This window comes from Gordonia sp. i37, assembly GCF_002043085.1.
Classification (GTDB): domain Bacteria; phylum Actinomycetota; class Actinomycetes; order Mycobacteriales; family Mycobacteriaceae; genus Gordonia; species Gordonia polyisoprenivorans.
Map to the genome: position 1 here is coordinate 13,629 of NZ_MVPX01000265.1, position 25,138 is coordinate 38,766.

Annotated in this window: 25 protein-coding genes and 1 pseudogene; 12 read left to right on the forward strand and 14 right to left on the reverse strand. The window is 67.2% G+C overall.

The window, feature by feature from the left end; translation table 11 throughout:
* Positions 1-142 precede the first annotated feature (142 nt).
* Positions 143-832 (forward strand): MBL fold metallo-hydrolase, encoded by a 690-nt coding sequence (locus B1964_RS12845; protein WP_231386657.1) that lies wholly within the window; start codon positions 143-145, stop codon positions 830-832.
* Here the strand turns inward: B1964_RS12845 and B1964_RS12850 are convergent.
* The 3 genes from B1964_RS12850 to B1964_RS12860 are packed head-to-tail and all read right to left on the reverse strand — an operon-like array spanning position 809 to position 3,219.
* Positions 809-1,726 (reverse strand): sucrase ferredoxin, encoded by a 918-nt coding sequence (locus B1964_RS12850; protein WP_020170987.1) that lies wholly within the window; start codon positions 1,724-1,726, stop codon positions 809-811. The two genes, B1964_RS12845 and B1964_RS12850, sit on opposite strands and share 24 nt — an antisense overlap.
* On the reverse strand, positions 1,723-2,958 hold the full coding sequence (locus B1964_RS12855) for a cupin domain-containing protein (protein WP_079930037.1): 1,236 nt from the start codon (positions 2,956-2,958) through the stop codon (positions 1,723-1,725). Before B1964_RS12855 ends, B1964_RS12850 begins: the two co-directional genes overlap by 4 nt.
* A gap of 9 nt (positions 2,959-2,967) precedes the next feature.
* On the reverse strand, positions 2,968-3,219 hold the full coding sequence (locus B1964_RS12860) for a hypothetical protein (RefSeq protein ID WP_043456518.1): 252 nt from the start codon (positions 3,217-3,219) through the stop codon (positions 2,968-2,970).
* A 233-nt stretch (positions 3,220-3,452) separates the two neighbouring features.
* Here B1964_RS12860 and B1964_RS12865 point away from each other — a divergent pair, with 233 nt between their 5' ends.
* The gene (locus tag B1964_RS12865) at positions 3,453-4,766 is read left to right on the forward strand and encodes a GNAT family N-acetyltransferase (RefSeq protein ID WP_238534702.1); all 1,314 of its coding nucleotides are present in this window, start codon (positions 3,453-3,455) and stop codon (positions 4,764-4,766) included.
* Positions 4,767-4,802: 36 nt separating this feature from the next.
* Positions 4,803-5,435 carry a DUF2461 domain-containing protein gene (locus B1964_RS12870; protein WP_079930038.1) on the forward strand — a complete coding sequence of 211 codons (633 nt, stop codon included), beginning with the start codon at positions 4,803-4,805 and terminating at the stop codon, positions 5,433-5,435.
* A gap of 9 nt (positions 5,436-5,444) precedes the next feature.
* On the opposite strand, the gene B1964_RS12875 is transcribed toward B1964_RS12870, so the two are convergent.
* Together B1964_RS12875 and B1964_RS12880 are read right to left on the reverse strand one after the other, a co-directional pair.
* Positions 5,445-6,923 carry a glycosyltransferase family 39 protein gene (locus B1964_RS12875; RefSeq protein WP_079930039.1) on the reverse strand — a complete coding sequence of 493 codons (1,479 nt, stop codon included), beginning with the start codon at positions 6,921-6,923 and terminating at the stop codon, positions 5,445-5,447.
* 57 nt (positions 6,924-6,980) lie between these two features.
* Positions 6,981-7,733, reverse strand: a complete 753-nt coding sequence (locus tag B1964_RS12880) for an IclR family transcriptional regulator (protein ID WP_014360280.1) — start codon at positions 7,731-7,733, stop codon at positions 6,981-6,983.
* Between the two features lie 83 nt (positions 7,734-7,816).
* Between B1964_RS12880 and pcaH the strand changes: the two genes are divergently transcribed.
* Genes pcaH through pcaC form a run of 4 tightly spaced genes read left to right on the forward strand, consistent with a single transcriptional unit; the run spans position 7,817 to position 10,739 of the window.
* Positions 7,817-8,599: a protocatechuate 3,4-dioxygenase subunit beta gene (gene pcaH / locus B1964_RS12885; protein ID WP_014360281.1), complete on the forward strand. Its 783-nt coding sequence runs from the start codon at positions 7,817-7,819 to the stop codon at positions 8,597-8,599.
* Entirely contained in the window at positions 8,599-9,150 is a 552-nt protein-coding gene (gene pcaG / locus B1964_RS12890) for a protocatechuate 3,4-dioxygenase subunit alpha (protein ID WP_014360282.1), read from the forward strand. The genes pcaH and pcaG overlap by 1 nt, the downstream gene beginning before the upstream one ends.
* Positions 9,151-9,153: 3 nt before the next feature.
* The gene (locus B1964_RS12895) at positions 9,154-10,359 is read left to right on the forward strand and encodes a lyase family protein (RefSeq protein WP_079930040.1); all 1,206 of its coding nucleotides are present in this window, start codon (positions 9,154-9,156) and stop codon (positions 10,357-10,359) included.
* On the forward strand, positions 10,356-10,739 hold the full coding sequence (gene pcaC / locus B1964_RS12900; protein WP_014360284.1) for a 4-carboxymuconolactone decarboxylase: 384 nt from the start codon (positions 10,356-10,358) through the stop codon (positions 10,737-10,739). Before B1964_RS12895 ends, pcaC begins: the two co-directional genes overlap by 4 nt.
* 16 nt (positions 10,740-10,755) lie before the next feature.
* Here the strand turns inward: pcaC and B1964_RS12905 are convergent, their stop codons facing one another.
* Positions 10,756-11,154 carry a YchJ family metal-binding protein gene (locus tag B1964_RS12905; protein ID WP_014360285.1) on the reverse strand — a complete coding sequence of 133 codons (399 nt, stop codon included), beginning with the start codon at positions 11,152-11,154 and terminating at the stop codon, positions 10,756-10,758.
* 159 nt (positions 11,155-11,313) lie between these two features.
* Here B1964_RS12905 and B1964_RS12910 point away from each other — a divergent pair, with 159 nt between their 5' ends.
* The gene (locus tag B1964_RS12910) at positions 11,314-12,132 is read left to right on the forward strand and encodes an SDR family oxidoreductase (protein WP_079930041.1); all 819 of its coding nucleotides are present in this window, start codon (positions 11,314-11,316) and stop codon (positions 12,130-12,132) included.
* A gap of 3 nt (positions 12,133-12,135) precedes the next feature.
* Entirely contained in the window at positions 12,136-13,080 is a 945-nt protein-coding gene (locus B1964_RS12915; protein ID WP_079930042.1) for an MBL fold metallo-hydrolase, read from the forward strand.
* Here B1964_RS12915 and B1964_RS12920 read toward each other — a convergent pair.
* A complete protein-coding gene (locus B1964_RS12920; RefSeq protein WP_079930043.1) occupies positions 13,026-14,201 on the reverse strand; it encodes an oxygenase MpaB family protein in 1,176 nt (391 codons plus the stop codon). The two genes, B1964_RS12915 and B1964_RS12920, sit on opposite strands and share 55 nt — an antisense overlap.
* Before the next feature lie 43 nt (positions 14,202-14,244).
* Here B1964_RS12920 and B1964_RS12925 point away from each other — a divergent pair, with 43 nt between their 5' ends.
* Positions 14,245-14,877, forward strand: coding sequence for a TetR/AcrR family transcriptional regulator (locus tag B1964_RS12925; RefSeq protein ID WP_079930044.1), 633 nt, complete (start codon positions 14,245-14,247; stop codon positions 14,875-14,877).
* Between the two features lie 106 nt (positions 14,878-14,983).
* Entirely contained in the window at positions 14,984-15,304 is a 321-nt protein-coding gene (locus B1964_RS12930) for a hypothetical protein (RefSeq protein WP_006369666.1), read from the forward strand.
* 23 nt (positions 15,305-15,327) lie between these two features.
* Here the strand turns inward: B1964_RS12930 and sigJ are convergent, their stop codons facing one another.
* Positions 15,328-16,233 carry an RNA polymerase sigma factor SigJ gene (gene sigJ / locus B1964_RS12935; protein ID WP_079930045.1) on the reverse strand — a complete coding sequence of 302 codons (906 nt, stop codon included), beginning with the start codon at positions 16,231-16,233 and terminating at the stop codon, positions 15,328-15,330.
* Positions 16,230-17,426, reverse strand: coding sequence for an FAD-dependent oxidoreductase (locus B1964_RS12940; RefSeq protein ID WP_079930046.1), 1,197 nt, complete (start codon positions 17,424-17,426; stop codon positions 16,230-16,232). Before B1964_RS12940 ends, sigJ begins: the two co-directional genes overlap by 4 nt.
* 160 nt (positions 17,427-17,586) lie before the next feature.
* On the opposite strand from B1964_RS12940, the gene B1964_RS12945 reads away from it, so the two are divergent.
* Entirely contained in the window at positions 17,587-18,291 is a 705-nt protein-coding gene (locus tag B1964_RS12945; RefSeq protein ID WP_079930047.1) for a DUF998 domain-containing protein, read from the forward strand.
* On the opposite strand, the gene B1964_RS12950 is transcribed toward B1964_RS12945, so the two are convergent.
* The 5 genes and pseudogenes from B1964_RS12950 to B1964_RS12970 all read right to left on the reverse strand — a co-directional run.
* Positions 18,249-20,081, reverse strand: coding sequence for a long-chain fatty acid--CoA ligase (locus B1964_RS12950; RefSeq protein ID WP_079930048.1), 1,833 nt, complete (start codon positions 20,079-20,081; stop codon positions 18,249-18,251). The two genes, B1964_RS12945 and B1964_RS12950, sit on opposite strands and share 43 nt — an antisense overlap.
* 150 nt (positions 20,082-20,231) lie before the next feature.
* Positions 20,232-21,110, reverse strand: coding sequence for an acyl-CoA thioesterase II (locus B1964_RS12955; protein ID WP_006369671.1), 879 nt, complete (start codon positions 21,108-21,110; stop codon positions 20,232-20,234).
* Between the two features lie 184 nt (positions 21,111-21,294).
* A complete protein-coding gene (pyk, locus tag B1964_RS12960) occupies positions 21,295-22,728 on the reverse strand; it encodes a pyruvate kinase (RefSeq protein ID WP_043457157.1) in 1,434 nt (477 codons plus the stop codon).
* A 200-nt stretch (positions 22,729-22,928) separates the two neighbouring features.
* A complete protein-coding gene (locus B1964_RS12965; RefSeq protein ID WP_079930049.1) occupies positions 22,929-24,434 on the reverse strand; it encodes a glutamate synthase subunit beta in 1,506 nt (501 codons plus the stop codon).
* Positions 24,427-25,138 (reverse strand): annotated as a pseudogene (locus tag B1964_RS12970) (glutamate synthase subunit alpha); the annotation flags it as partial. The gene B1964_RS12965 and the pseudogene B1964_RS12970, both read right to left, overlap by 8 nt.

Below are 25,138 nucleotides of genomic sequence, written 5' to 3' on the forward strand. Positions count from 1 at the left end.
TGCCCGACGTCAGTCGGACATACTGCCGGCGATGACGAAAAAGCGTTCACCCTAACCCTTTTCGAGGTATTTGTCCGTATCGCGTCCCTGCCCTGTACGGCCGGACCCGGACTCGACAACCTCCTCCACGACAGTAGTGTCGATGGCAGTCCCACCAGCTTTCCGATCATCGGAGGTCGTCATGCTTCTCACCAAGCACACCCACGCCACCATCACCGTGACCGATCACGGCTCGACGCTCCTCGTCGATCCCGGCACCTTCACGCCGAATGCCGCGGAACTGTTGGCCGACGCCGACGCCGTCGTGATCACCCACGAGCACTTCGACCACTTCGATGCCGAGAAGATCCTTGCGGCCCTGCGTGATCACCCCGAGCTGCAGTTGTACGGCCCGGCCTCGATCGCCGAGCCCCTCTCCGAGGTCGCCGACCAGGTACATGCGATCTCGACCGATCAGACCCTCGACATCGCCGGATTCACGGTCGAGGCATTCGTCACCGATCATGCAGTGATCCATCCCGAGATCCCCGTGGTCGACAACATCGGTTTCCTGATCGACGGCACCGTCTTCCATCCCGGTGACGCCTACCTGAACCCCGGACGACCGATCACCACCCTGCTCCTACCGGTCAGTGGACCGTGGATCTCCACCGAGCAGGCCATCGACTATGTGCGGGCGGTGAAACCGCAGCGCAGCATCGCCATTCATGACCTGATGCTCAGCGATGCCGGCAAGTCGACGACCGGCATGTTCTTGGGTGAGAACTCGCTGACCGCAACACCACTGGAGACGATGGAACTCGGCGAGTCACGCGAACTCGCCGGCATCTGAGCTCTCCGACGACAGCCCGGCGATCGACACCAGCACGAACTGGCGCACCCGACCCGCCACGCGCGCAGAACAATTGGAGTACAGCGGGTCGGTGAGGTGTTCGGTGAGCACGACCTCGATCGGTCCGTGCGGACCTGTCAGGGCCACGATGATGCGGTGGTCCTCGTGCCGGACATCGAGCGGCTCGAGCGCATCGATGCGATCCTCGCCGGTCTGCTCACGCACGAAATGCTGGGCCGCCTGTACCGCGTGCGGCAGTGATGTACGGCCACGAAGCAACGAGTCAACCAGTCGTCCTTCCGTATAGTGCCGGATCAGCATCGCGGGATCGGTTGCCGAATCGACCCGCCCGTAACAGAGTCCGTGCGGAAGCACGAGCATCGTCGCGGCAAAGCGATCACCGCCCAGATGCGAACACTCCCATGTCCATTCGGGATAGGCCTCGGCGATCGCGGCGGTGGCGGCACGACCGCGCACCGCACAGCACTGATCGTGTTTGCCGTGGGCGCAGACCGCGACGACGGGATCGCGGGAGACCTCACCGGCCGACCCGTTGAGCGCAAGGTCCACATAGTCGGCCGGACCCGATACCTCACCACGACGCACCGATTCGTGTCCGGGGCGGGCGTCGACGACGAACCACCGCCATCGAGGTGTCGGTGGTCGTCGGCCCGGTCTGCGGATCGCGACGATCCGCATTCCCGCCGACTCGACGCGGCGCACGATGGCGCGTCCCAGGTCGGGGTCGAGGACCGACGGCGAGGTGAGGAATGCCGACGGCCCCCACGGACCGGAGAGTTCGAGCAGCAGCCATGAGGAGCCCGCCGACGCGGTACCGTACATCGGATCGTCACGAGCGAGGGACTGATCACTGCACGGGCGGCGATCGGTCATGACTCTTGTTCTGTCTCAGTACTTCTGGGCGTCGGTGCGACGACCGCCTCGCGCAGCAGCCGACGCAGCAGGACCTCCCCGTCGGCGGCGTCGAGTCCCGGTAGCCGGTCGCCGCGCACCGCTGTCCCGCGACGCACCTCGACGAGAGCGTCCGCGCAGAATCCGGGAAAGCTCATTGTCCGATCCGGGAGGCGGAGCTCGACGCGGCCGGCCACCTCGACCACCACTGCGGCCAGCCCCTGTCGCCACTGCACCGTTCCCACCGATGCCGGGTTCGACAACGCCTCCACCGTCGCGAGGGGACGTACCGACGCCGGCCGGGTGCGATCGGCGTGCCGGTGGGCGAGTATCTCGGCGGCCCCCGACTCGATCTCCGTGGAGCGGTCCCGCACCGCCTCGAGGGCTGCGGACAGTGTCTTGCCGACCAGCGCCGCAGTCGCGTCCGGATCGGTGAGATCGATTCCCATGGGCAATGATTCGCGTAATTCACGAAGTTCGGTGAGCTGTTCGACCACTGCTCCGAGGACATCGAGCGCGGTGAGTGCGGCGGTGCCGATGGTGAGATGGATCGACGTGGTGCCCAACGCCCGGGCCGAATGTACCCAACCCCGGGGCAGATAGAGCGCATCGCCGCTGCGCAGGACGGTGTCGATGACGGGCGGGTCGTCGGTCCGCCGCTGGATGTCCTCGCGATGGTCGGTCCATGGTTGCGAGTCGACCGGATCGAGGTGCACCGGTGCGTGCACGGTCCATTGTTTCTCGCCGGAGATCTGGAGAACGAACACATCGTGGACGTCGTAGTGGGGATCGAATCCCCGATTGCTGGGCGGGGTCACATAGGCGTTGGCCTGTACCGGATGACCGAGATCGTCGACGAGGCCGCGCACGAGGTCGATGACCGGGGGCCATAGCCGGTGCAGTCCCTGCAGGACGATCGTGGCTCCGTCGGCGAACTGCGCCAACACCTTTGCCGAGTCCACCTGGTCGGGCATCTCGGCCCCGAAACCCGCCGGACCCACATATCTCTCGCGGGCGAGCAGCGTGCCCTCCTTGGCCATGCGGATGAAGGGTGTGCGCACGCCGCGCTCGGCGAGGAGTTCGTCTACGGCGCCGGGTGAGAGGAGGTCGACGAAGTCGCGCGGTAGGTCCACCGCGCGACTCAGCAACGGCGATCGACCCCAATGCTCGCGGGCGAAGACATCGGGGTCGATCGCGATGCAGCGTTCCAACATTGCTGTCGCTCAGGCAGTTCCGTCGGCCCCGCCGTCGTGGCCACCGGGGTTGGAGCCGCCGTCGGCCGGACCTTCACCGTCTGCGGTGCCGTCGGCGCCGCCGTCGTGGCCGTCCGGATTGGAACCGCCGTCGGCAGGCCCCTCTCCCCCGCCGGCGGTTCCGTCCGCTCCGCCGTCGTGGCCACCGGGGTTGGAGCCGCCGTCGGCCGGTCCCTCACCGCCGGGGCCGGAGGTGGTGATGTCGTCGTCATCGAGTGCCATCGGTGATCCTTCCTCGAACGGGGCGTGCCCGTACGGCACCGCCCTCACCTCCACTATGAGCACATCTTTGGACCCATGGGGCCGTCCCACCGAAATCGTCGACGGCCCGGCTCCTCGTCGCGACACCCTCCACCAGCACGAATGCCACTCTCCGGGCACCTCGGAATTCGCTGGTCCAACCCGCGGGTAACCCCTAGGCTGTGGCGATTCATCGACACAGCGGAAGGCAGAACATGAGTTCCACGATCAGCGATGACCCCACACCGTCACCACCGCACACCCGGGATTTCCATCCCGGAGACATCGACGGGATCGTCGATCTCTGGGAGAGGACGGTGACGCGCCCGGCCGACGCCGTCTATTCGCTGTCGGAGGTGCTCGCGTCCTGCCGTGAGGATCATGCTCTGGTGGCTGTCGACGACAACGAGACCGTCGTCGGCGCGATCGTCGGCCGGGCCGCGCATGCTCAGGGGTGGATCGTGTTCTTCGGCGTGACACCGAGCCGTCACGATTCGACGGTGGCGAGCGCGCTGGTGAATCATCTGGCTCGCAAGATGGGACCGTTGGGGCTCGACCGCCTCTCGGCGATCGTGTCCAGCGACGAGGCGCGCTTCGACGACTATGTGCGCGAGGGCTTCTCCGCACGGGAGAACCTGCGCTATCTGGAGCGGATGGTCACCGTCAGTGCGCATGAGCTCGCCGTGCTCCGTGAGCTGGGCGGCCACACTCTCCCACCGGATCTGTGGACTGCGGTGGGTGGCATGCACCGCGAGAAGGAACTCCTCGAACTGCGGCTGATCACCCCGCTCGACCGGCCCGATCTCGCCGTGCGGTTCGGCGTCGTGCCACCGCGGGCGGTGATCCTGTTCGGGCCACCGGGAACCGGGAAGACCACCTTTGCCAAGGCGGTCGCCGCGCGACTCGGCTGGTCGTTCGTCGAGGTCTTCCCCTCTCGGCTGGCGGTGGACGGAGGTGGGCTCGCATCGGGGTTACGGGACACCTTCGGTCGAATCGCGGAGATCAATCGGGTGGTCGTGTTCATCGACGAGGTCGAGGAGATCGCGTCCCGACGCACCGGCGAACCGGCCCACGCCGGACAGGGCGTGACCAACGAACTACTCAAACTCATTCCCGAATTCCGTTCCAGTCCTGGCCGATTGCTGATCTGTGCCACGAATTTCATCCGTGCGCTCGACACCGCGTTCCTGCGGCACGGACGATTCGACTACGTCATCCCGATCGGTCTCCCCGATCGGGAGGCGAGGGCGGCCATCTGGAACAGGTATCTGCCGCCCGCGGCGCGCGGGGTCGACGTGGAACGCCTCGTGGCAGCCAGCGACGGTCTGACGCCTGCCGACATCGAGTACGCCGCCCGGCGCGCAGCACAGGACGCACTCGAGCGGGCTCTGCGTGATGATGCGCCGGACAAGTCCGACGGTCCGTCCACCGCGGACTACCTCAACGCCCTCTCGGCGACGCGAGCGACCGTCGCCTCCGACGTGGTGGCGGATTTTCTCGACGACATCGACCAGCTCGCTCGGCTGTGACGACCGCAACCCCGGTCGGCACCCTAAGCTGACGTCATGGGCTTCACCGGTTTTCCCGAGGCTGCGTTGGACTTCTACGACGATCTCGAGATCGACAACACGAAGGCGTTCTGGACGGCGCACAAGGCCACGTACTCCTCGGCCGTGGCCGAACCGATGGCTGCGCTGACCGCAGACCTCGCCGAGGAATTCGGCGAGGCCAAACTGTTCCGGCCGTATCGAGATGTGCGGTTCGCCAAGGACAAATCGCCCTACAAGACCCATCAGGGCGCGTACGTCGCGGTCGCCCCGGCCACCGGGTATTACGTGCAGATCGGTGCGCCCGGGGTCCGGGTCGGCGGGGGTATCTACGACACCTCGGCCGACCGGCTCACCGCCATCCGCGCCGCGATCGTCAACGAACGCAGCGGAACCGAGCTGGAGCGGATCGTCGATGAATTGTCCGACGCGGGTTGGGAAGTCGGCGGCGACAAGCTCAAGACCGCGCCGCGGGGATTCGACCGGGATCATCCGCGGATCGATCTGCTGCGACACAAGACGATCACGGTCATGCGGGACTACGGATTCGATCCGGTCATCCATACCGCCGATCTCGTCGACCACGTTCGGGTCGACTGGCGAACCACCACGCCGTTGATCGAATGGATTCTGCGACACGGCAATGCGTGAGGAGACCCCTCAGGTGTGTCGGAAGCGCGGCCACACCTGCGCCCACGGCTCGTGTAGCGGGTTGCATCGCCAGATGCCGACGCCATCCTCGTCGTTGTCGAGGTGCTCGTGGTTCCGGAAACGTGCTGCGAGTGAACATGATCCGACGAGGTCCCGGAGTCCGGTGTCATCGAGGTGATCGATCAGCAGGACCGGTCCGGTTCGCGCGTCTGGCGGTGGGCCCCAGTCGTAGTAGCTCATGTGTCCCGAATACACCGGCAGCCCGGGATCGAAGCGGTCGAGCGCACCGGCCTCCCCGTAGTTGGCGGTCACCACCACGGCGCGCTCACGCTGGTCGGCCGGGATCGCCGACCACACGCTGTCGACCGCTGCGGCGAACTCGGGCCACGCCACCTGTTCGCCTTGTTCCTTGTTGACCGGGTTGACGATTCCCACCAGGCCGACCGGTAGCACGGGCAGCGCGATCACGGCGTTGGAGACGATGGTGGCGATCGCCCCGGCGACGAGCAGACGCCGTCGGGTGGGCGTGCGTGCCCACTCCACCACCGGTTGCGCACCGGCCGCCATGAGCACGAGCAGAAGGCCTGCGGTGTAGTAGAACTTGCCGCCGGCCACGATCACGACGACGGCCGCCAGGAGGTAGGCCGGAGCGAACAGCCTGGCATATCGGATCCGTGAATCGCGCCAGAGCGCGCACCACCCCGCCACGCAGAGGGGCACGATGAACGGGCCGAGCAGCACCAGTTGCATCGGCACGAACAGCACCCGATCGGTGAACCCGTCATCGCCGGCGATCGAGGACGCGACCCGTCCCTGCGGAAAGTCATGTACCACTTGCCATCCGATGGTCGGCAGGGCCACGAGAACGGCGAGTGCCGCGCCGACGGGCAGCCACCACGAACGCAGCACGACACGCGGCCCGACGACGGGCAACGTCACCGCGATGGCACCGAGCAGAATCCCGACCGTGAGTTTGTTGTCCACCGCCAGTCCACTCACCAACCCGATCGGCACCCACCAGCGTGGTTGCGCGCACCGCAGCATCCGGACGACGAGCAGTGAGATCACCAACCAGGCCGGCACGTCGGTGGTGGGAGTCGACAGCATGTGCCCACCCTGCAGAACCATCGCGCTGACGGCGGCCGTGAGGGCGGCCAGCACCTGCGCTGTCGAGCCGGCCCGCAATTCCCGCGCGAGCAACGCCACGATGAGCACGGTCGACCCCGCGAGAAGTGCCGGGAGGACGCGCAGCCCCGTCGGCGAGTCCCCGAACACCGCGATTCCCACACGCGCGAGCATCGGCGTCATGAACGGCTGGTCGACATACCCCCACGCCGGATGTTGACCGGCAACCCGGAAGTACAGCTCGTCGCGGTGGTACCCGTAACGGCCCGACAGGGCGAGCAGAATGACGATGAGCAGCACGGCGATGCCGGCCACCGTTACCATCGCCGGTCGCTGCCGCACCTCTGCCGTCGTCGAGGTCACCCTGCCATGATGGCGCACAGACACGTACCGGGTGCCGTTCCCGCGTGAGCACGGCGATCACAGTTGCCTCCCGATACCACTCGCGGCGACCTGCAGTGCCGCGAGCAGCCGATTGCGGTCCCGTTTGAGCGTGGGTACCACGACTCCGATGGCCGCGACCACCGACGTCGGATCGCTGACCGGTATCACCGGCACGGCCAGCGAGCAGGCTCCGGGCGACATCTCCTCGCTGGTGGTGGCGTATCCGCGTGCCCGGATGTCCTCGAGTTGACGTGCGAGGACCTCCGACGAGGTGATCGTGTGCGGGGTGATCCGCACCAGGTTCGACATCGATTCTGCGGCAATATCATCCGGTGCGTGCGCCAACAGCACCTTGCCGACGCCGGTGCAGTGCAACGGAAGCCGACTGCCGACGGTGCTGACGATCGGCACCGAGGCACGCCCGGCCATCCGCTCCACGTAGAGCACCTGGGCTCCATCGCGAACCGCGAGGTGCACGGTCGCCAGCGTCGCCGCATAGACGTCGTGCAAGAACGGCTCCGCGACCTGCTTGAGTCGGCCCGTGACCGGTGCGCGCAGGCCTGCCTCCCACAGGAGTCGACCGACCACGAACCGGCCGTCGGGACGGCGGGCCAACGCGTCCCCGGCGACGAGTTCGGCCGCGAGTCGGTGCGTCGTCGCCACCGGCAGCCCCGACCGCCGGGCGAGTTCGCTGAGCGTGAGCACTCGGTGGCGCTCATCGAACGCCCCGATGATCGCCAGGACGCGTGAGGTGACAGTGGCCCCGGCGATCGAGGTGTTGCCGGCCATGAGGACTCCTTACGACACCCGCTTTCCGCTCAGCGGAAGCCTACTCTTTCCCGGCTCACACCGACCGACCTACTGTGAGCCACATGACAGCCCTCAACACCAACCCCGACAGCGCGTCGGCGAGCCAGCGGGAGATCAGCGGTGAGATCACCGCCATCGAGACCGCATATCAGCACGCCGGCATCGAGGAAACCCAGCCGCGTCTGGACTATCCGCCCTATCGCAGCAGCCTGCTGCGCCATCCGACCAAGGACCCGCACCACGCCGATCCGGAGACCCTCGAACTGTGCTCGCCGGTGTTCGGGGAACGCGATGTCCACAAGCTCGAAGCCGACCTCACGATCGCGCATCGCGGTGAGCCGATCGGTGAGCGCATCGTGGTGACCGGTCGTGTACTCGACGGTCAGGGGCGGCCGGTGCGTCGCCAACTCGTGGAGATCTGGCAGGCGAACTCGGCCGGGCGCTACATACACAAACGGGACCAGCACCACGCGCCGATCGACCCCAACTTCACCGGCGTCGGGCGATGCCTGACCGACGAGGAGGGGAACTACCGCTTCACCACGATCAAACCCGGCCCCTATCCGTGGAAGAACCACCACAATGCGTGGCGGCCCGCACACATCCACTTCTCGCTGTTCGGAACCGATTTCACGCAGCGGATGATCACCCAGATGTACTTCCCGGGCGACCCGCTGTTCCCCTTCGACCCGATCTACCAGTCGATCGTCGACGCGAAGGCACGCGAGCGACTCGTCGCCGCCTACGATCACGACGTGACCAGTCACGAATGGTCCACCGGTTACCGTTGGGACATCGTGCTCACCGGCAGCAATCGCACCCCGCTCGACGACGAGGAGAACTGATGACCGCCCTGCTGCCGCCCACACCCGCTCAGACCATCGGACCGTTCTACGGGTACGCACTGCCCTTCGAGGGCGACAACGAGCTGGTGCCGCCACGCTCCCCCGGCTCGATCCGCTTGCACGGACTCGTCACCGACGGCCACGGCCAACCCATCCCGGACGTGCTGCTCGAACTCTGGCAGGCCGACGCCGACGGCACCGTCGTGCAGCGAGCCGGATCGCTTCGCCGAGACGGGTGGACCTTCACCGGTTGGGGACGCTGCGCCACCGATGACGCCGGCGAATATTCGTTCAGCACAGTCCAACCCGGACCGATCGACGGCGCCGCACCATACTTCCTGATCACCGTGTTCGGTCGCGGCCTGCTGCATCGACTGTTCACCCGCGCCTACCTGCCAGGTCCGCTCGCCGAGGCCGATCCTTTCCTGGCCGGCGTGCCCGAGGATCGGCGCGCCACCCTGATCGCGGCGGCCGACGCCGACGGATTCCGTTTCGACCTGCGCTTACAGGGTGCCGACGAGACCGTCTTCCTCCACTACCCGGGACAGTAGACGTTGAGCGATCTGTTCTGGCCGGGCGATCACCGCGCAGGGGACCTGATGAGCGACGAAGCGCTCTTTCGTGCCCTCGTCGAAGTCGAGAATGCTTGGTTGACAGCACTTGTCAGCAACGGTGTGGCACCCGCCGAGGCAGCAGCGGACCTCCGTCCACTCGTCGGGGCGGACGATCTCACGACCATCGCCGTGGATGCCGAGGCCGACGGCAACCCCGTCAGCGGCCTGGTGTCGTTGTTGCGCTCGCGCACCGGCGACACCGCTGCAAGGTGGCTGCACCGGGGACTGACCAGTCAGGACACTCTCGACACGGCACTCATGATGTGTGTGCGAGATGTCCTGCGCCGCGTCGAGGATCAGGTGCGGACGCAGGTCCGGGCGCTACAGGCACTGATCGAGGCCCATCGTGACGCTCCCCTGCTGACGCGCACACTGACCCAGCCGGCACTGCCGGGCACCGCGGGACGCAAGTTCGGCGTATGGCTCACCGCCATCCTCGACGCCGCCGACTCCCTGGCCGCACTCCCGCCGATTCCCGTCCAGATCGGTGGCGCCGCAGGCACTCTCGCAGCGCCGGTCGAATTGGCCGGTTCGGTGCAGGCCGCGCGGGCACTGGTGACCGCAACGGCAGGCACCGTGGGTCTGGCAGCTTCACCGCCGTGGCACACCACGCGCGCCACCACCACCCGCATCGGTGACGCGCTGGTGACCTGCTGCGACGCGTGGGGGCACCTCGCAGGTGATCTGGCGATCGCCGGACGTCCCGAGATCGGCGAATTCACCGAGGGCGGCGGTGGCGGGTCATCGACGATGCCGCACAAGAACAATCCCGTCCTCACGGTGTTGCTCCGACGGGCCGCACTCGTCGCACCGGGCCTCGCCGCGACCCTGCATGCCGCGTCGGCGGCGAGCATCGACGAGCGCTCCGACGGAGGGTGGCACGCCGAGTGGTCGACGCTGCGCACCCTGAGCCGTCACACCGTCACCGCCGCCGCCCAGGCCGCGCAGTTGCTGACCGGTCTACAGTTTCATCCCGACCGCGCCGCCGCCAATCTCGTCTCGGCCCAAGGCATTCTGACCGAGCAGGAAACGATGTCACGACTGGCGGGACACGCGGCGTCGCCGGACTATCTCGGCGCCACCGACATCCTGGTCGACGACGTCGTGACGCGCGCGCACCGCTATCTCGAAGGAGCCCATTCGTGACCGATCCGTACACCGACCCCTACGACGCCGGAATGACGGTCCGCCGTGAGGTTCTCGGCGACGCCCACGTCGACCGGGCGAATGCCGCCATCACCGACCTCACCGAGGAGTTCCAGCAGTTCATCACCCGCTATGCCTGGGGAACGGTTTGGACGCGCCCGGGGCTGGACCGGCGCAGCCGGTCGATGATCACTCTCACGGCGTTGATCGCACGCGGCCATCACGAAGAACTCGCCATGCACATCCGCGCCGCCCGCCGCAACGGACTCACAATCGACGAGATCAAGGAGGTCATCCTGCAGAGCGCCATCTATTGCGGGGTGCCCGATGCCAATTCCGCATTCCGCATCGCCTCGACCGTGCTCGCCGAGGAAATCTGAGTCACCCCCCGATCGATCACCTCACGCCGAGCGCGTCGACGTAGTACCAACGGCCGTCCTCGCGCACGAAGCGACTGTGTTCCGACATCGTCCGGCGCACTCCGTCGGTTCGGTGGTGGGCGACGAAGGCCACCTCTCCGGCGTCGTCGAACGGACCACCGCCGGAGGTCTCGGTGACGTCGAGGCGATACCAATCGATCTCGTCGTCGAGTTCGAGATCGCCGGGGCGGGTACGCCGATGCCACGTGGCGAGCAGGTACTCCCGGTCGCCGACGGCGAATGCGGAGAATCGTGAACGCATCAACGTCTGGGCGGTCGGTGCGCGCCGCCGGCCCTCGAGAAGCGGTCCGCAGCACTCGCCGAAGGTCAGCCCGGAGGTACACGGGCATCGGTCATCGGAGGACACCACACGCATGAGTGCCAGCGTATCCGCCTTCTCGCAACGCCCTCGCGGTCGCGGCGGGCTCCACGGTCGGGAACATCGCCCATGTCATCCCGCCCTTGACATCCCCGCCGGGGACCGGAAGATTCGGCGACGTCAGGTGATCTGAAGTCAACGGTGAGAAGGTCTGCAATGAGCCGCAATGTGCTGGTCGTCGTCGGAACCGGGGGCATGGGCGTGGCCATCGCGCGCCGGCAGGGCGGCGGGCGGCGGGTGCTGCTCGCCGATGCCGATGCGACCGCTCTCGACGCGCGGGTCGACGCCCTCGACGGCGAGGGGTTCGACGTCTCCGGTCATCCGGTGGACGTGGCGTCGGCGGATTCGCTGCGGGCACTGGCCGAGCAGGCATCCGGGCTCGGCGCCGTGGACCAGGTCGTCCACACGGCCGGTTTGTCGCCGGTGCAGGCGAGCGCGGAGGCGATCCTGCGAGTCGATCTCCTCGGGGTCGCCCTGTCGCTGGACATCTTCGGCGAGGTCATCGCCCCCGGGGGTGCGGGTGTGGTGATCGCGAGCATGGCCGGGCACATGTTCGGGCCGCTGCCCGCCGATCAGGCCGCGGCATTGGCCGCCACCGCCGCACAGGACCTGCTCGGCTTGGGTTTCCTGCAGGGTGACGTCGCCTCGAATCCGGCACTGGCCTATGGGATCGCCAAGCAGGCCAACCACATCCGCGTGCGCGCCGCAGCCCGGACCTGGGGTGCCCGCGGCGCCCGGATCAACAGCATCTCTCCCGGGGTGATCGCCACGGCGATGGGTCGTCAGGAACTCGCCGGCGCCAGCGGGGAGACGATGCGGTCGATGATCGAGGGCTCGGGCACCGGACGGGTGGGCACCGCGTCCGACATCGCCGCCGCGGCCGCCTTCCTCCTCGGCCCCGAATCGTCGTTCGTCACCGGCACCGACCTGCTCGTGGACGGCGGCGTGGTCGCCTCCCTGACCGCGCAGGGCTGAGAGATGTACACCGTCAACCGCTTCGGGGCGGTCGACGTCCTGACGGCGGGTAACGGCGGCGTCGTACCGTACGGCAACACCGTCGTGGTCCGCGGATCGGACGCGGTGCTGGTGATCGATCCGTCACTCGCCCTCGACGACGACCCCGTCGGCGCGGACGCGGTGATGATCAGTCACGCGCACGAGGACCACATCGCCGGGCTGCGGCACTTCACCGCCGACACCTTCGCCCACCGTCACGACGCGGCCGCCGTCGGCTCGCTCGACACCCTCATCGCCGGCTATGGGCTCGACCCGGATCTCCGCGACGCGATGACCACGGTGATGACCGACGACTACCACCTGCCGGCCGTGCGTGACGGCGTCGTGGGTGTGACCGACGGCCACACCTTCGACCTCGGCGACCAGACCGCAACGGTCATCCACCTGCCCGGACACACCGCCGGTCACTGCGGCGTGCTGATCGAGCCTGCCGGGTTTCTCTACGTCGCCGACATCGACCTGACGTCGTTCGGGCCGATGTACGGCGATCTCGGGTCCAGTCTCGATGACTTCTTCGCCTCCATCGACCGGGTCGGCGAGATCGACGCCCGCTGGTACGGAACCTTCCACCACAAGGGTGTGGTGTCCGGGCGTTCCGAGTTCGGTAACCGACTCGCGACCTACCGTCATCGGATTCTCGAGCGCGAGGAACGGTTGCTCGAGTTCCTGCGACAGCCAAGGACTTTCGACGAGATCGTGGCACACCGGCTGGTGTATCGGCCACATGTCGAGGCCCCGTGGGTGCGATCGGTGGAGCGTCGGACCGTACAGTTGCACCTCGAGCGCCTCCACGCTGCGGGCGCGGTGATCGCGATCGGCGGCGGGCAGACCGGGCTTCATACGGGCGTCGATCAGGCGGACACCCGGTCCGGCGCGGTATCGACCATGTCGTGGGTCATCGCGTAAGCGGCACGCATGCGCGCCATCTCGGAGTCCCGGTCGGTATAGGCGCGTCGGGTGAACTCCTCGAGTCCACCGGCGCGGCGGATCTGTGCACGGGTCATGAGATGCATGATCCCGGACAAGCGGGGTAGCAGCCGGGCGATCCGGCGATGACGGATGCCGAGCGCGTCGGCGTCGGCATCACCGAGGAAGACCCGCTCGTATCCCTCCATGACGGCCGTGGCGACCGGCACCCGCCACCGCTGCGGCAACGACATGGTGTTGGCGAACTCGGGAATCAGATAGTCGGCGTTGAGCGCGGTGACGAATTCGCGGTCGTAGGCATCGGGGCCGGGCGAGGTCAATCGGTACAGTTCCTCGATCCGCCGGTGATCGGCCTCGTTGCGGGGATTCAGGTCGTCGTCCATGCCGATCACGTGGCCGACGTAACGCCACAGGTGATAGATGTCGTCGAGTTCGTCCGCGGTGAAACGTACCCCGAGCGTGCCCATCGCCTCGATCGCGATGTGCCCGAACTCGGCGAGCGTGAATGCCATGTACGGCTGCGGAATCGGGACACCCCACGCATCGTGCTCCCAGGTCCCGCTGCGCAGCAGATGTGCCCGGACGTGCGCGTGGATCATCCGCACCCGCACCGTGTAGGCGAAACCCGCACCGTCACGGCGCATTCCGCCCGGCGTCAACACCTGGCGCAGCCACTCGCCGACCTCCACCGAACGCACTCCCGGCATCGTCGAGTACCGTCCGGTCAGCGCCAATGGTTTGCCCGCGATACTGTTGCCCGCGCCGCGCAGCAGCGAGGCCGCCGCCAGCACGATCGCCATGGCCGGGAAGTGCCGCACGAGGGCGTCGGCGGCGCGGTCGCAACGATCGTGGTCGAGCCAGTCGGGCTCGCGCTCGAGCGAATCGAACAGCGCGACCAGTGCCGGTGGCGCACCGGTCAGCGCGCCGATGCCGTCGGCGAGAGCCGGGCGGATCAGAGCGGCGGACCCCCGTTCGGCGACGACGGCGTCGGCGAGATCATCGGCACGCCACATGGCGGCGATCCAGGTGTCTCCCGCGTGTCCGTACAACGTGCGGGCTCGGTCGGTGTTCACCAACCCGGTGGGCGGCACAAGAGTCATGACATCAGCCAAACACGAGGAATCCTCACTTACCATTCATTTCATGGCCCGAACCCCGGCCCGCTCGTCGGCGGGCGCCCGCACGCGGGTCGCGCCGCGTCAGCCGCGCGCCGTCGCGATGCGCAGGCGACTGCTGGACGCGACCACGACACTGCTTGCCGAGCGGCCCGACAGCGTCCCGACCACCCAGGACATCGCTGATCACTGCGATGTCAGCATCGGAACGGTGTATCGCTACTTCGCCGACGTGGGTGACATCCTGTTCGATCTCCGGCAGGAGGCGATCCAGCAGATCAGCTCGGACCTCGCCGTCGGTATCGGGCAGGCGATCGACGCCGAACCACTCGCCGCGATCACCACCGTGGTCGATGCCCTCACTTCTTCGTTCGAGCGGCACGCGCCGGTGATCGCGGCATCGCTGGCGGGCGACAGCGCCGAGTTCGGATCGGCCTGGGCACAGATCGAGGCGCCACTGGTCCCGCTGGGCCGCATCCTCCCGACGCGCTTCCGGCCCGATCTGTCGCCCGCGGAGCTCGACGACCTGGTGTTCCTCACCATGGGTGCCACCGCGAGCCTGTGTCTCCGCGTGGCCCTGGCCCGTCCGGCGACCGCCGACCGCCGGCGACTGGTCGACACCTGCGCACGAATGCTGTTGGCGGCCTTCGCGATTCCCTGATCGATGATCACCGAATGCGCCGCCGTGACGATCCACCACGCGACGTCCAGCCAACTGCCAGCGTGATCGCGGTGCCATCCCAGCTGCGCGCAGTGTGATGATCGGTATGCACACCACGAAGCACTCCTTCACCGACACCGTCCTCGTCGTCACCGACGGCTCGCTGCGGTCACGCACCGTCATCGATCAGGTTCTGCGCTCGGGCCGCAATGCAGTGGTCGCGGGGCGTCACACGCGTGATCTCGTCTCCTATGTGGACGCCGCCGTCCACGACCGGGTCTGGGCGGTCGTCTGCGATCCGGCCGATCCGACGCAGATCGAGGCACTGATCGAACGCGCCACCGACACGATGGGCCCGGTGATCATGGTCGTCGACCCGGCCGGACAACTGCACGACGTCCACTCCGCCGACCGGCAGGTCGCCTGACACGCAGATGTGCACGCACCACCTCAGTGACGTGAGATCTCCCGTACCGTACGCACCGCCGCCATCTTGGCCGGGTTCCGCATGACGAAGACGTGCCGGATGAGACCGTCGACCACATCGAGCCACAGGATCGCACCCGGATCGTCGGACACCGCCACGGTGAATCCCGGCATCCCGTTGACCTCCATCTCGCCGACCTGCATCTGCCGCTTCTCAGCAAGGCGCATCAGGTTGGCCATGATCCGCGCGACCTGATCGGCACCGTGGATCGGGCGCCGCGCCGCGGGCGCCTTGCCGTCGCTGTCGGCGAGGTACACCGTGTCGGGCGCGAGCACCTCGAGCAGCGCCTGCACGTCACCGGTGGCCGCTGCGGCCAGAAAAGCGTGCGCCACCTGCGTACCGGTGTCGGCGTCGGCACCGAACCGCGGCCGTCGCGCCTGCACGTGTTCGCGGGCCCGGTGGGCGATCTGCCGGACCGCGGCAACGGATTTCTGCGTCATGTCGGCGATCTCGGCATGAGCGAACCCGAACACCTCACGGAGCAGGAACACCGCACGTTCGTCCGGTCCCAGCGAGTGCAGGACCACCATCATCGCCGTCGACACCGCTTCGGCGAGGACGACGTCGTCGGCGGGATCACGAACGTCGATGACGATGGGTTCGGGCAACCACGGACCGACATAGTCCTCGCGGCGCCGTTGTCCGGCACGTGCGGCGTTCAGCGCCTGGCGGGTGACCACCTTCGCGAGATAGGCCCGCGGGTCGTCGACGGCGTCGAGATCGACCTCCGACCAGCGCAGGTAACTCTCCTGCAGCACGTCATCGGATTCGGTGGCCGAGCCGAGGATCTCGTAGGCGATCGTGAACAGCAACGGGCGGTGATCGACGAAGATCCGTAGGTGCTCGTCGCGTGTGCCACCGGTGCTCACGGCACGACCTGTCCGTTCGGGGTCGGGTCGCGGTGATCGACCGAGGCCGTCGATCGGGCGGCCGGATAGATCCCCGGATGCCGGGCCTCCAGTTGCAGACCCCAGATCGTGCCCCGACAGATCAGCTCCTTCATCAGTGCGGCCCCACGGCCGGTGACCACGCCGCGCGTCGGCGAATCGTCCTTGTGGGTGAGTTGCAGCGTGGCCGCATGCCGCCCGAGGCTGACGCATTGCGCGACGAACCCGGGATACGCCGCGACCGGGTGCTCACCTTTGGCCAGCGCACGCACCGACTGCGCGGCGGCCACACCGAGCGGCATTGCGGCCTGACAGCTCATGCGGGGCACGTTACCCGGCGGCGCGACGGCATCACCGGCTCCGAGGATGCGCTCGTCGTCGACGCTGACCAGGGCGGCGTCGGTGCACAGCCGACCGAGATGGTCGCACGTCAGCCCGCTGCGGCGTGCGAGATCGGGTACCGCGAAACCGGTGGTGACGACGGTGATGTCGGTGGCCGCCTCGACCCACTCGCCCGTTGCGTGGACGAGTGTCACCGTTGTGGCGCCGATGCGTTCGACCCGGGTGTGCTCGTGGCAGACGACGCCGAGATGCTCGAGCGCGCGGCGTGTCCGCTCGCGCCCACGGACCGACAGGCTCGAGGCGATCTCGTCGGCGGTGACGAGGGTGACCCGGTGACCGGCCTCGGCGAGTTCGGCGGCGGTCTCGATCCCGGTCAGGCCGCCGCCGACGACGGTGACGCGGCCGGCGCCTCGCAGCTCGGCCAGCCGGTTGCGCAGGCGAGTGGCCGATTCCCAGTCGGTGACCTGCTGGGCGTGGTCGGCGGCACCCTCGATCGCCGCACGGCCGGAGCTGCCGACGGCGTAGACCAGCCAGTCGTAGTCGAGCCGGTCACCCGAGTCGAGGCCGACCTGACGTCCGGGTGCGTCGATGTGTTCCGCGGTGGCGACGATGCGGCGGACGCGCGCGGAGAGCAGCGTCTCGAAGTCGCGGGTGGGCGTGGCGGTGCCGGCCGCCCATTGATGAAGCCGGATACGTTCGACGAAGTGGTCGCGCGCATTCACCATCACCACATCGAACGAGGATTCTGCGGCGAGTCTGTTGGCTGCCATCGTGCCGGCGTACCCGCCACCGACGACCACCACCGTGCTGCGTTGTTCACTCATGGTTCTCATTCCTTGACTACCGGGGATCTGACATACCCGAGACACCACGCAGTCCGAGAATGTGACAGGCAGTGACTCGGATCACAGCGTCGAGTAGGTGTCGCCGGCGCATGGGTACGGCGAACGTGGCGTCGACGGCGGGTGAACACCGATGACATAACCTGACGAGGTGCTGTCTGTCCGGGAGCTGTCGCCGCGCCTGATCGTCGTCGGCATCCTCATCGCCGCCGCAGGCGTCTGTTACTCGTCGTGGGTGCTGGAGTTCTTCTGGGCCTCGCCTCTGGATCCGCTGCGCAGCTTCATGAGTGAACTCGACGCGGAGCACCGCCCGCATCGCCTGGTCTATGTGTACGGCGACGTCATCACCGCGGTATGCGCCATGCTTGCCGGGGTGCTGGCGTTCGTTCCTCGTCCCGCAGTGGCGGGCGGCTTCGCCCGCGGCGCGCTCGTCTCGCTCGTGGTGTTCGGGGTGTCCACCATCACCGACGCGTTGTCGCCCATCGAGTGCATTCCGCACGTCGACCCGAATTGCCCGTCAGAGCCGAGTGGGCTGTTGCCCCAACTGCATCACATCCACGCCTTCACCAGCAGTGTGGCGGTGTTCGCGATCTTCATCGCGATGATCCTCGGCGTGGTCGCGGCCTGGCGGACACCGATCTGGCCGGTGCTGCGTCTGCTCGGCCTGACGATCCTGGTGGTCACCTCTTTCGCGACGGTATGGATGTTGGCCGCCGACAACCTGTCCGGGGATTGGCTGCTGGGGCTCGCACAACGCATTCAGATCGGCGGCATGACGCTGTATCTGGTGGTGTGGGGTGCTGCGGTGGCCGTTCAGCGAAGGTCGATCACACCGTCACCGGCGTCGGAGGCGTAGAGCAACTCGATGTGCTCGGCGTACTTGTCGGCGATGGGCTTGCGCCGCAACTTCATCGTGGGGGTGAGTTCGGTGCCGCCGGGCTCCCACGCCTCGGGCACGATGGTGAATCGTTTGACCTGTTCGACTCTGGAGAGTCGACCGTTGCCGAGTCGAACCGCGCCGATGACCTCCTCGATGACCCCTGGATGCCCGGTGAGGGCTGCGACGTCGGCGTCGGGCATGTTCAGCGCCTTCGCGCGGGCGGCCGCGGCGTCGGGATCGAGTACGAGCAGCGCCGACACGAACGGTTTGGCGTCGCCGATCGCGACGACCTGACCGATCAGCGACGACGCCGCCTTCAGCGCGTTCTCGATGTTGGTGGGCGACATGTTCTTTCCGGACTCGTTGATGATGAGTTCCTTCTTGCGGTCGACGATCCGCACGTTGCCGTCCGCGTCGATCTCGGCGATGTCACCGGTGGCCAGCCACCCGTCGGAGTCGATCGTCTCGGCTGTCTTGTCGGGCTGTTTGCGATAGCCGCGCATGACCACCGGTCCCCGGATCAGCAGTTCCCCGTCGTCGGCGAGCGTGACCTCGACACCCGACACCGGCTTGCCGACGGTACCGATCCTCATGTTCTCCGGCGTGGTCATCGTGGAGACGCCGGTGGTCTCCGACATGCCCCACACCTCCAGCACCGGTATCCCCAGCCCGAGGAAGAACTGCAGCACCTCCGGTGGAATCGCGGCGGCACCCGACCCGGCGAAGGTGAGCTGGTCCATGCCGATCGCCGACCGTACCTTCTGCAGGACGAGCTTGTCGGCGAGGGCGTGCTGGGCGCCGGCGATCGCGCTCGGCGAGCGGCCGTCGAGCTGCGCTTGCGCTGCTGCAGCACCGGTTCTCATCGCCCAGGCTCCCAGCGTCTTCTTGACCGGGCTGGTTTCCTCGGCGAGTTTGGCCTCGATGCCGGCCCGGAGCTTCTGCCAGACCCGGGGCACCCCGAAGAAGAACGTCGGACGCACCTCGGGGAGCGCGGCAGCGATCTCCCGCGGATCGGGGACGGTGGTGACCTGGATACCGCGCACCATGTTGGCCGCATGCGAGGAGACCCGGTCGGCGATGTGCGCAGCGGGCAGATAGGAGATGACGCGGTCGTCGAAGCCGACGTCGACGACCTCGGCCAGTGAGGTCAACTCGGAGATGATGTTGCGGTGGGTGATCTCGACACCCTTGGGCGGACCGGTGGTGCCCGAGGTGTAGATGATGGTGGCGAGATCCTCGGGTCGTACCGCCTGCCATGCGGCCGCGAAGTCGAAATCCGTTGCGCCGGAATGTTCTACGTCGTCGAGAGTGATCGCGTCGGCGGCCGGGCCGTCCACCACGATCGTCGTTGTCACCGCGGTGGACGCGGCGCGGACGGCCGGGACGAATATCTGCTCGGTGACGACGACGGCGTTGCCGGCATTACCGAACAGATACTCGATCTGCTGCGGGGAGCTGGTGTTGTAGATCGAGAACGGCACCGCACCGAGGTGCAGCGCCGCGGTGTCGACGAGATGGAACTCGGGCCGGTTGGTCAGCATGATGCCCACGGTGTCGCCGAGGCCGACGCCCAGTACGGCCAGACCTCGGGCGATCGCCTCGACCCGGCGTCCGTATTCGGCCCAGGTGATCTCTCGGATGCCGCCGACGGTGCGCAGCGCGATCGCGGTCGGGCGCATGCCTACCGTCGCCTGGAAGGCCTCGGGCAGCGTGGCGACCGACCGGCCACTCTCGTGCGGGAAGAGGATCGGTTCGGATTCGGACATGGATGACCCCCGGCGAGAGTGGTGTGGGTGATGACGCACATCACACTAGCGGCGGGCCTTCGGCGGCACAGACAATCCGAAGAAAAGGTAATGAGAAGGTAAAACTCGCAGTTCCGGGGGCTTCTGATCCTACGAAAGGGGCGGCGAGCGCTACTTCTTGGGCGGGAAGTATTTGATGAGCGCTTCCTGCACGACGGAGGTGGCCAGCGTTCCGTCCCGCATCCAGAACCGCCCCGAACCCATCCCGCGCGATCCGGTCGCCACCGGGGACCGCGTCGCGTAGAGCATCCACTCGTCGAAACGGAAGTCACGGTGGAACCACATCGAATGGTTCACGGTGGCCGCGAAGAGTCGATCGATGCCCCACGACAAGCCGTGCGTGGTGATGATCGAGTCGAGGACGGTGGTGTCGGAGGCGTAACACATGGCGGCCACATGCATGATCGGGTCATCAGGCATCTGGCCGTCGGTCTTCATCCACACGCGGTTGTCGCGCAGCTTCTCCCCTGCTTCACGCATCTTCCACGACGGGTCGTTGGCGAACCGGATGTCGATCGGGTGCAGCGCGTCGACGAAGGTCGCGATCCGGTCCTCGAAACCCTTGAAATGCTCACCGAGGGGCGGCAATTCCTCCGGATAGGGCACCTGTGGGATCTCCACCGCGTGTTCGAGACCGGCCGAGTTGTCCTGGAATGCCACCAGCATGGTGAAGATCTCTTCACCCTTTTGTTTGGCGGTGACCTGCCGATTCGCAAAGGACTTGCCGTCGCGGAACCGGTCGACGTGGTACTCCAACGGCTCGTTGACGTCGCCGCCGCGAATGAAGTGCGCGTGTAGGGCATGAACCGGCGGAGTACCGCGGGTCAGGGTGCGGGCTGCCGCCACCACACCCTGACCGAGCATCTGCCCACCGAAGGTGCGCGCCGTCTTCTGTTCGGGGTGTTGCCCGATGAACAGGTCGGCGTCGCGCTGCTCGACGTCGAGCAGTTCGAGCAGCTTGCCGAGGTCGCTGGTGGGGTCCGCAGTCATGCGAACAGACTAGGGACCCCGGCGTGCCCGGTGGTCACCGGGACCGTGGCGCGCACAGCCCACCGCTCACCGGGCGCCACGCCTGCACGACGAAGAGCGCGGAGCGAAGCGACAATGCGATGAGGAGGAAGGCGTGGTGCCTCAGGCCCGGTGAGCACGCGCGGACGGAGTCCGCGCCAACAACTCAGTGGTCCTGTTCGCCGATCCGGTGGACGTGGATCATGTTGGTCGATCCGACGGTGCCGGGCGGCGCGCCGGCGACGATGACGACGACGTCGCCGTCCTTGAGCCGACCGATGCGCAGCAGCTGGTGGTCGACCTGGTCGATCATGTGGTCGGTGGTGTCGACGTGATCGACGATGAAGGTCTCGGTTCCCCAGCTCAGGGCGAGTTGGCTGCGTACGGCCTGGGTGGGTGTGAACGCGAGAAGCGGGAGACGGGAGTGCAGCCGTGCCAGTCGGCGGACGGTGTCGCCGGACTGGGTGAAGGCCACCATGGCCTTGACCTCGAGGCGTTCTCCGATGTCGCGTGCGGCGTAGGAGATGATGCCGCGTTTGGTGCGGGGGACGTGGGACAGCGGCGGTACGTCGCGTGAGCCGGTTTCGACGGCCACGCAGATACGGGTCATCGTCTGTACGGTCTCGATCGGCCATTTGCCGACGGAGGTCTCGCCGGAGAGCATCACCGCGTCGGCTCCGTCGAGGACGGCGTTGGCGACGTCGGAGGCCTCGGCGCGGGTGGGCCGGGAGTTCTCGATCATCGAGTCGAGCATCTGGGTGGCCACGATCACCGGTTTGGCGTTCTCGCGGGCCATCTGGATGGCTTTCTTCTGCACCAGGGGGACCTGCTCGAGTGGCAGTTCCACGCCCAGGTCACCGCGGGCGACCATGACGCCGTCGAAGGCCAGCACGATGGCTTCGAGGTTGTCGACGGCTTCGGGCTTTTCCAGTTTGGCGATCACCGGGACGCGGCGGCCGACGCGGTCCATCACTTCGTGGACGAGTTCGATGTCGGCCGGGCTGCGCACGAAGGAGAGTGCGACGAGGTCGACGCCGAGTTGCAGTGCGAACTCGAGGTCGGCGATGTCCTTTTCGCTCAGGGCGGGGATCGAGGTCTTGACGCCCGGCAGGTTCAGGCCTTTGTTGTTGCTGACCGGGCCGCCTTCGGTGACCACGCAGACGACGTCGTTGCCGTCGATGGCGGTGACCTTCAGTCCGACCTTGCCGTCGTCGACGAGGAGGCGGTCTCCGGCTTCGGCGTCTTCGGCGAGTTGTTTGTAGGTCGTCGAGACGCGATCGTGGGTGCCGACGACGTCGTCGACGGTGATGCGGACCTCTTCTCCGGTGGCCCACATGACCTGTCCGTTGAGTGCGCCGTCGTCGACAAATTTGCCGAGTCGGATCTTGGGTCCTTGTAGGTCGGCGAGAATGCCCACGGCCTTCTCCGCGGCATCGCCCGCGCGACGCACACGTTCGTAGACGGTGCGATGGTCCTCATGGCTGCCATGGCTGAAGTTGAGTCGAGCAACATCCATGCCCGCCTCGACGAGCTCTTTGAGACGCTCCTCGGAGTTGGTGGCGGGACCCAGGGTGCAGACGATCTTGGTACGACGTGTCACGGTGCTCACCTTAGTCGTGTCGGATCAGCATCTCTATCGGTGGCGGCCACTGGTCATCACCCGGCCACACCACGTTCGTCCACTCCCCCGAGGTCAGTGGCGGCGCCACCGTTTCATTCTGTTCAGTCCGATCGGGGTCACACTCCGGGCGCGCCGCTCGACGGCTGTGTCGTGATCGCGATGGTGGACCCGGCCAATTGTCAACGCACCGAAAGTGGTAGCGCCGCCGGGCGGACCGGTGACGGGAGATCGGAAGCACCCATCAGGTATTCGTCGACCGACCTTGCCGCCGAACGACCTTCGGCGATCGCCCACACCACCAACGACGCACCGCGGTGCGCATCGCCGCAGACGAATACCCCGTCGGCGTCGGTTTGCCAGTCACTGCCGCAGGACAACGCGCCGCGTCCGTTGGGTGCGAGTTCGAGCCCGTCGAGTAGCGGTCCTCGTTCGACACCTTCGAATCCGATCGCGAAAAGCGCCAGTTCACAAGGGATCTCGAATTCTTCACTGACCGGCGTGATCACCCGTCGGCCGTCGGATTCGCGGATGACGGCGACTTCGGCGAGAACCATCGTGGTGACGTTGCCGTGTTCGTCACCGACGAATCGTTGCACTGCCACCTGATATTTGCGTTCGCCGCCTTCGGCGTGCGCGCTGGAGGTGCGCATCACCAGCGGCCAGGTCGGCCACGGGGACCGGGTGTCGTCGCGATCGGAGGGCAGTTCGGGGTTGTAGTCGAGTTGGACCACCGAGGCCGCTCCCTGCCGATGCGCGGTGCCGAGGCAGTCGGCACCGGTGTCGCCGCCACCGATGATGACGACGTGTTTGCCCTTGGCGGTGATCGGCGCGGGGCCGTCGCCCTCGCATTCCCGGTTCGCCGGAACCAGATGCTCCATGGCGAGGTGCACACCGTTGAGGTCGCGGCCGGGTACCGGATTGTCGCGGGCGGCCATCGCACCGATCGCGAGGACGACGGCGTCGTGGCGCTCTCGCAGCTCCGCCACCGACAGGTCGGTGCCGACGTTGCAACTGGTGACGAATTCTGTTCCCTCGGCGCGCATCTGGGCGATACGGCGGTCGATGTCGGACTTCTGCAGCTTGTATTCGGGGATGCCGTAGCGCAGCAGTCCACCCAGCCGGTCGTCACGCTCGTAGACGGTCACGTCGTGGCCGGCACGGGTCAGCTGCTGGGCGGCGGCCAGACCGCCCGGTCCGGAGCCGACCACGGCGACCGACTTGCCGGTCTTGAGGGCGGGCGGCTCGGGCCCGATGATGCCCTCGGCCCAGGACTCGTGGGCGATCGTCTTCTCGATCCGCTTGATGGTGACGCTGCCGCCGGTGGTGTTCTCCGAGATGGACAGCACGCACGCCGCCTCGCACGGGGCCGGGCACACCATTCCGGTGAACTCGGGAAAGTTGTTGGTCGCATGCAGGCGTTCGCTTGCCGCGTCCCATCGACCGCGTCGGACGAGGTCGTTCCATTCCGGGATGAGGTTGCCCAGCGGGCAGCCTGCGGTTCCGGAGTGGCAGAACGGAATACCGCAGTCCATGCATCGCCGGGCCTGATCGCTCACCTCGGAGAGCACCTTGATCGGGTTGTCGGCGTGCTCATAGACATCGCCCCAGTCCCGGATGCGCTCGGCAACCGGCCGGTATCGGGCCTCTTTCTTCGAGACCTCCAGGAATCCGCGCGGATCAGCCACGTGCCGCCTCCATGATCGCTGAATCAACGTCGCGCCCTTCGGCTTCGGCCATCTGGGCCGCGTCGAGGACACGCTTGTAATCGGTGGGCATGACCTTGGTGAACGCGAGGCACCGTCGTGGCCAGTCGGCCAGCATCGACGCCCCGATCGCCGACCCGGTCAGCTCGGTGTGGATGGTGATGTGCTCATGAAGCCAGCGCAGGTCGTCGGGGTCGGGGCGCATCAGCTCGACCATCGCCATGTTGACCTTCGCGGGGTCGAGGTCGTAGACGAAGGCCATCCCGCCGGACATGCCGGCCGCCATGTTGCGTCCGGTCGGCCCGAGGATCACCACCCGACCACCGGTCATGTATTCGCAGGCGTGGTCGCCGACGCCCTCGACCACGGCGGTGGCACCGGAGTTGCGCACGGAGAACCGCTCGCCGACGCGGCCGCGGAGATACACCTGCCCGGATGTCGCGCCGTAGAGAATGGTGTTGCCTGCGATGACCTGATCCTCGGCGATGAACCAGGCGTCGGGGTCCGGTGCCACCACGATCTTGCCGCCGCACAAGCCTTTTCCGACGTAGTCGTTGGTGTCGCCGCTGAGTTTGATCGTCACACCCGGCGGCAGGAATGCGCCCAGCGACTGACCGGCCGAGCCGGTCAGCTCGACGGTGATCGTGTCCTCGGCGAGTCCGGCGGCACCGTAGCGGCGGGGGGGG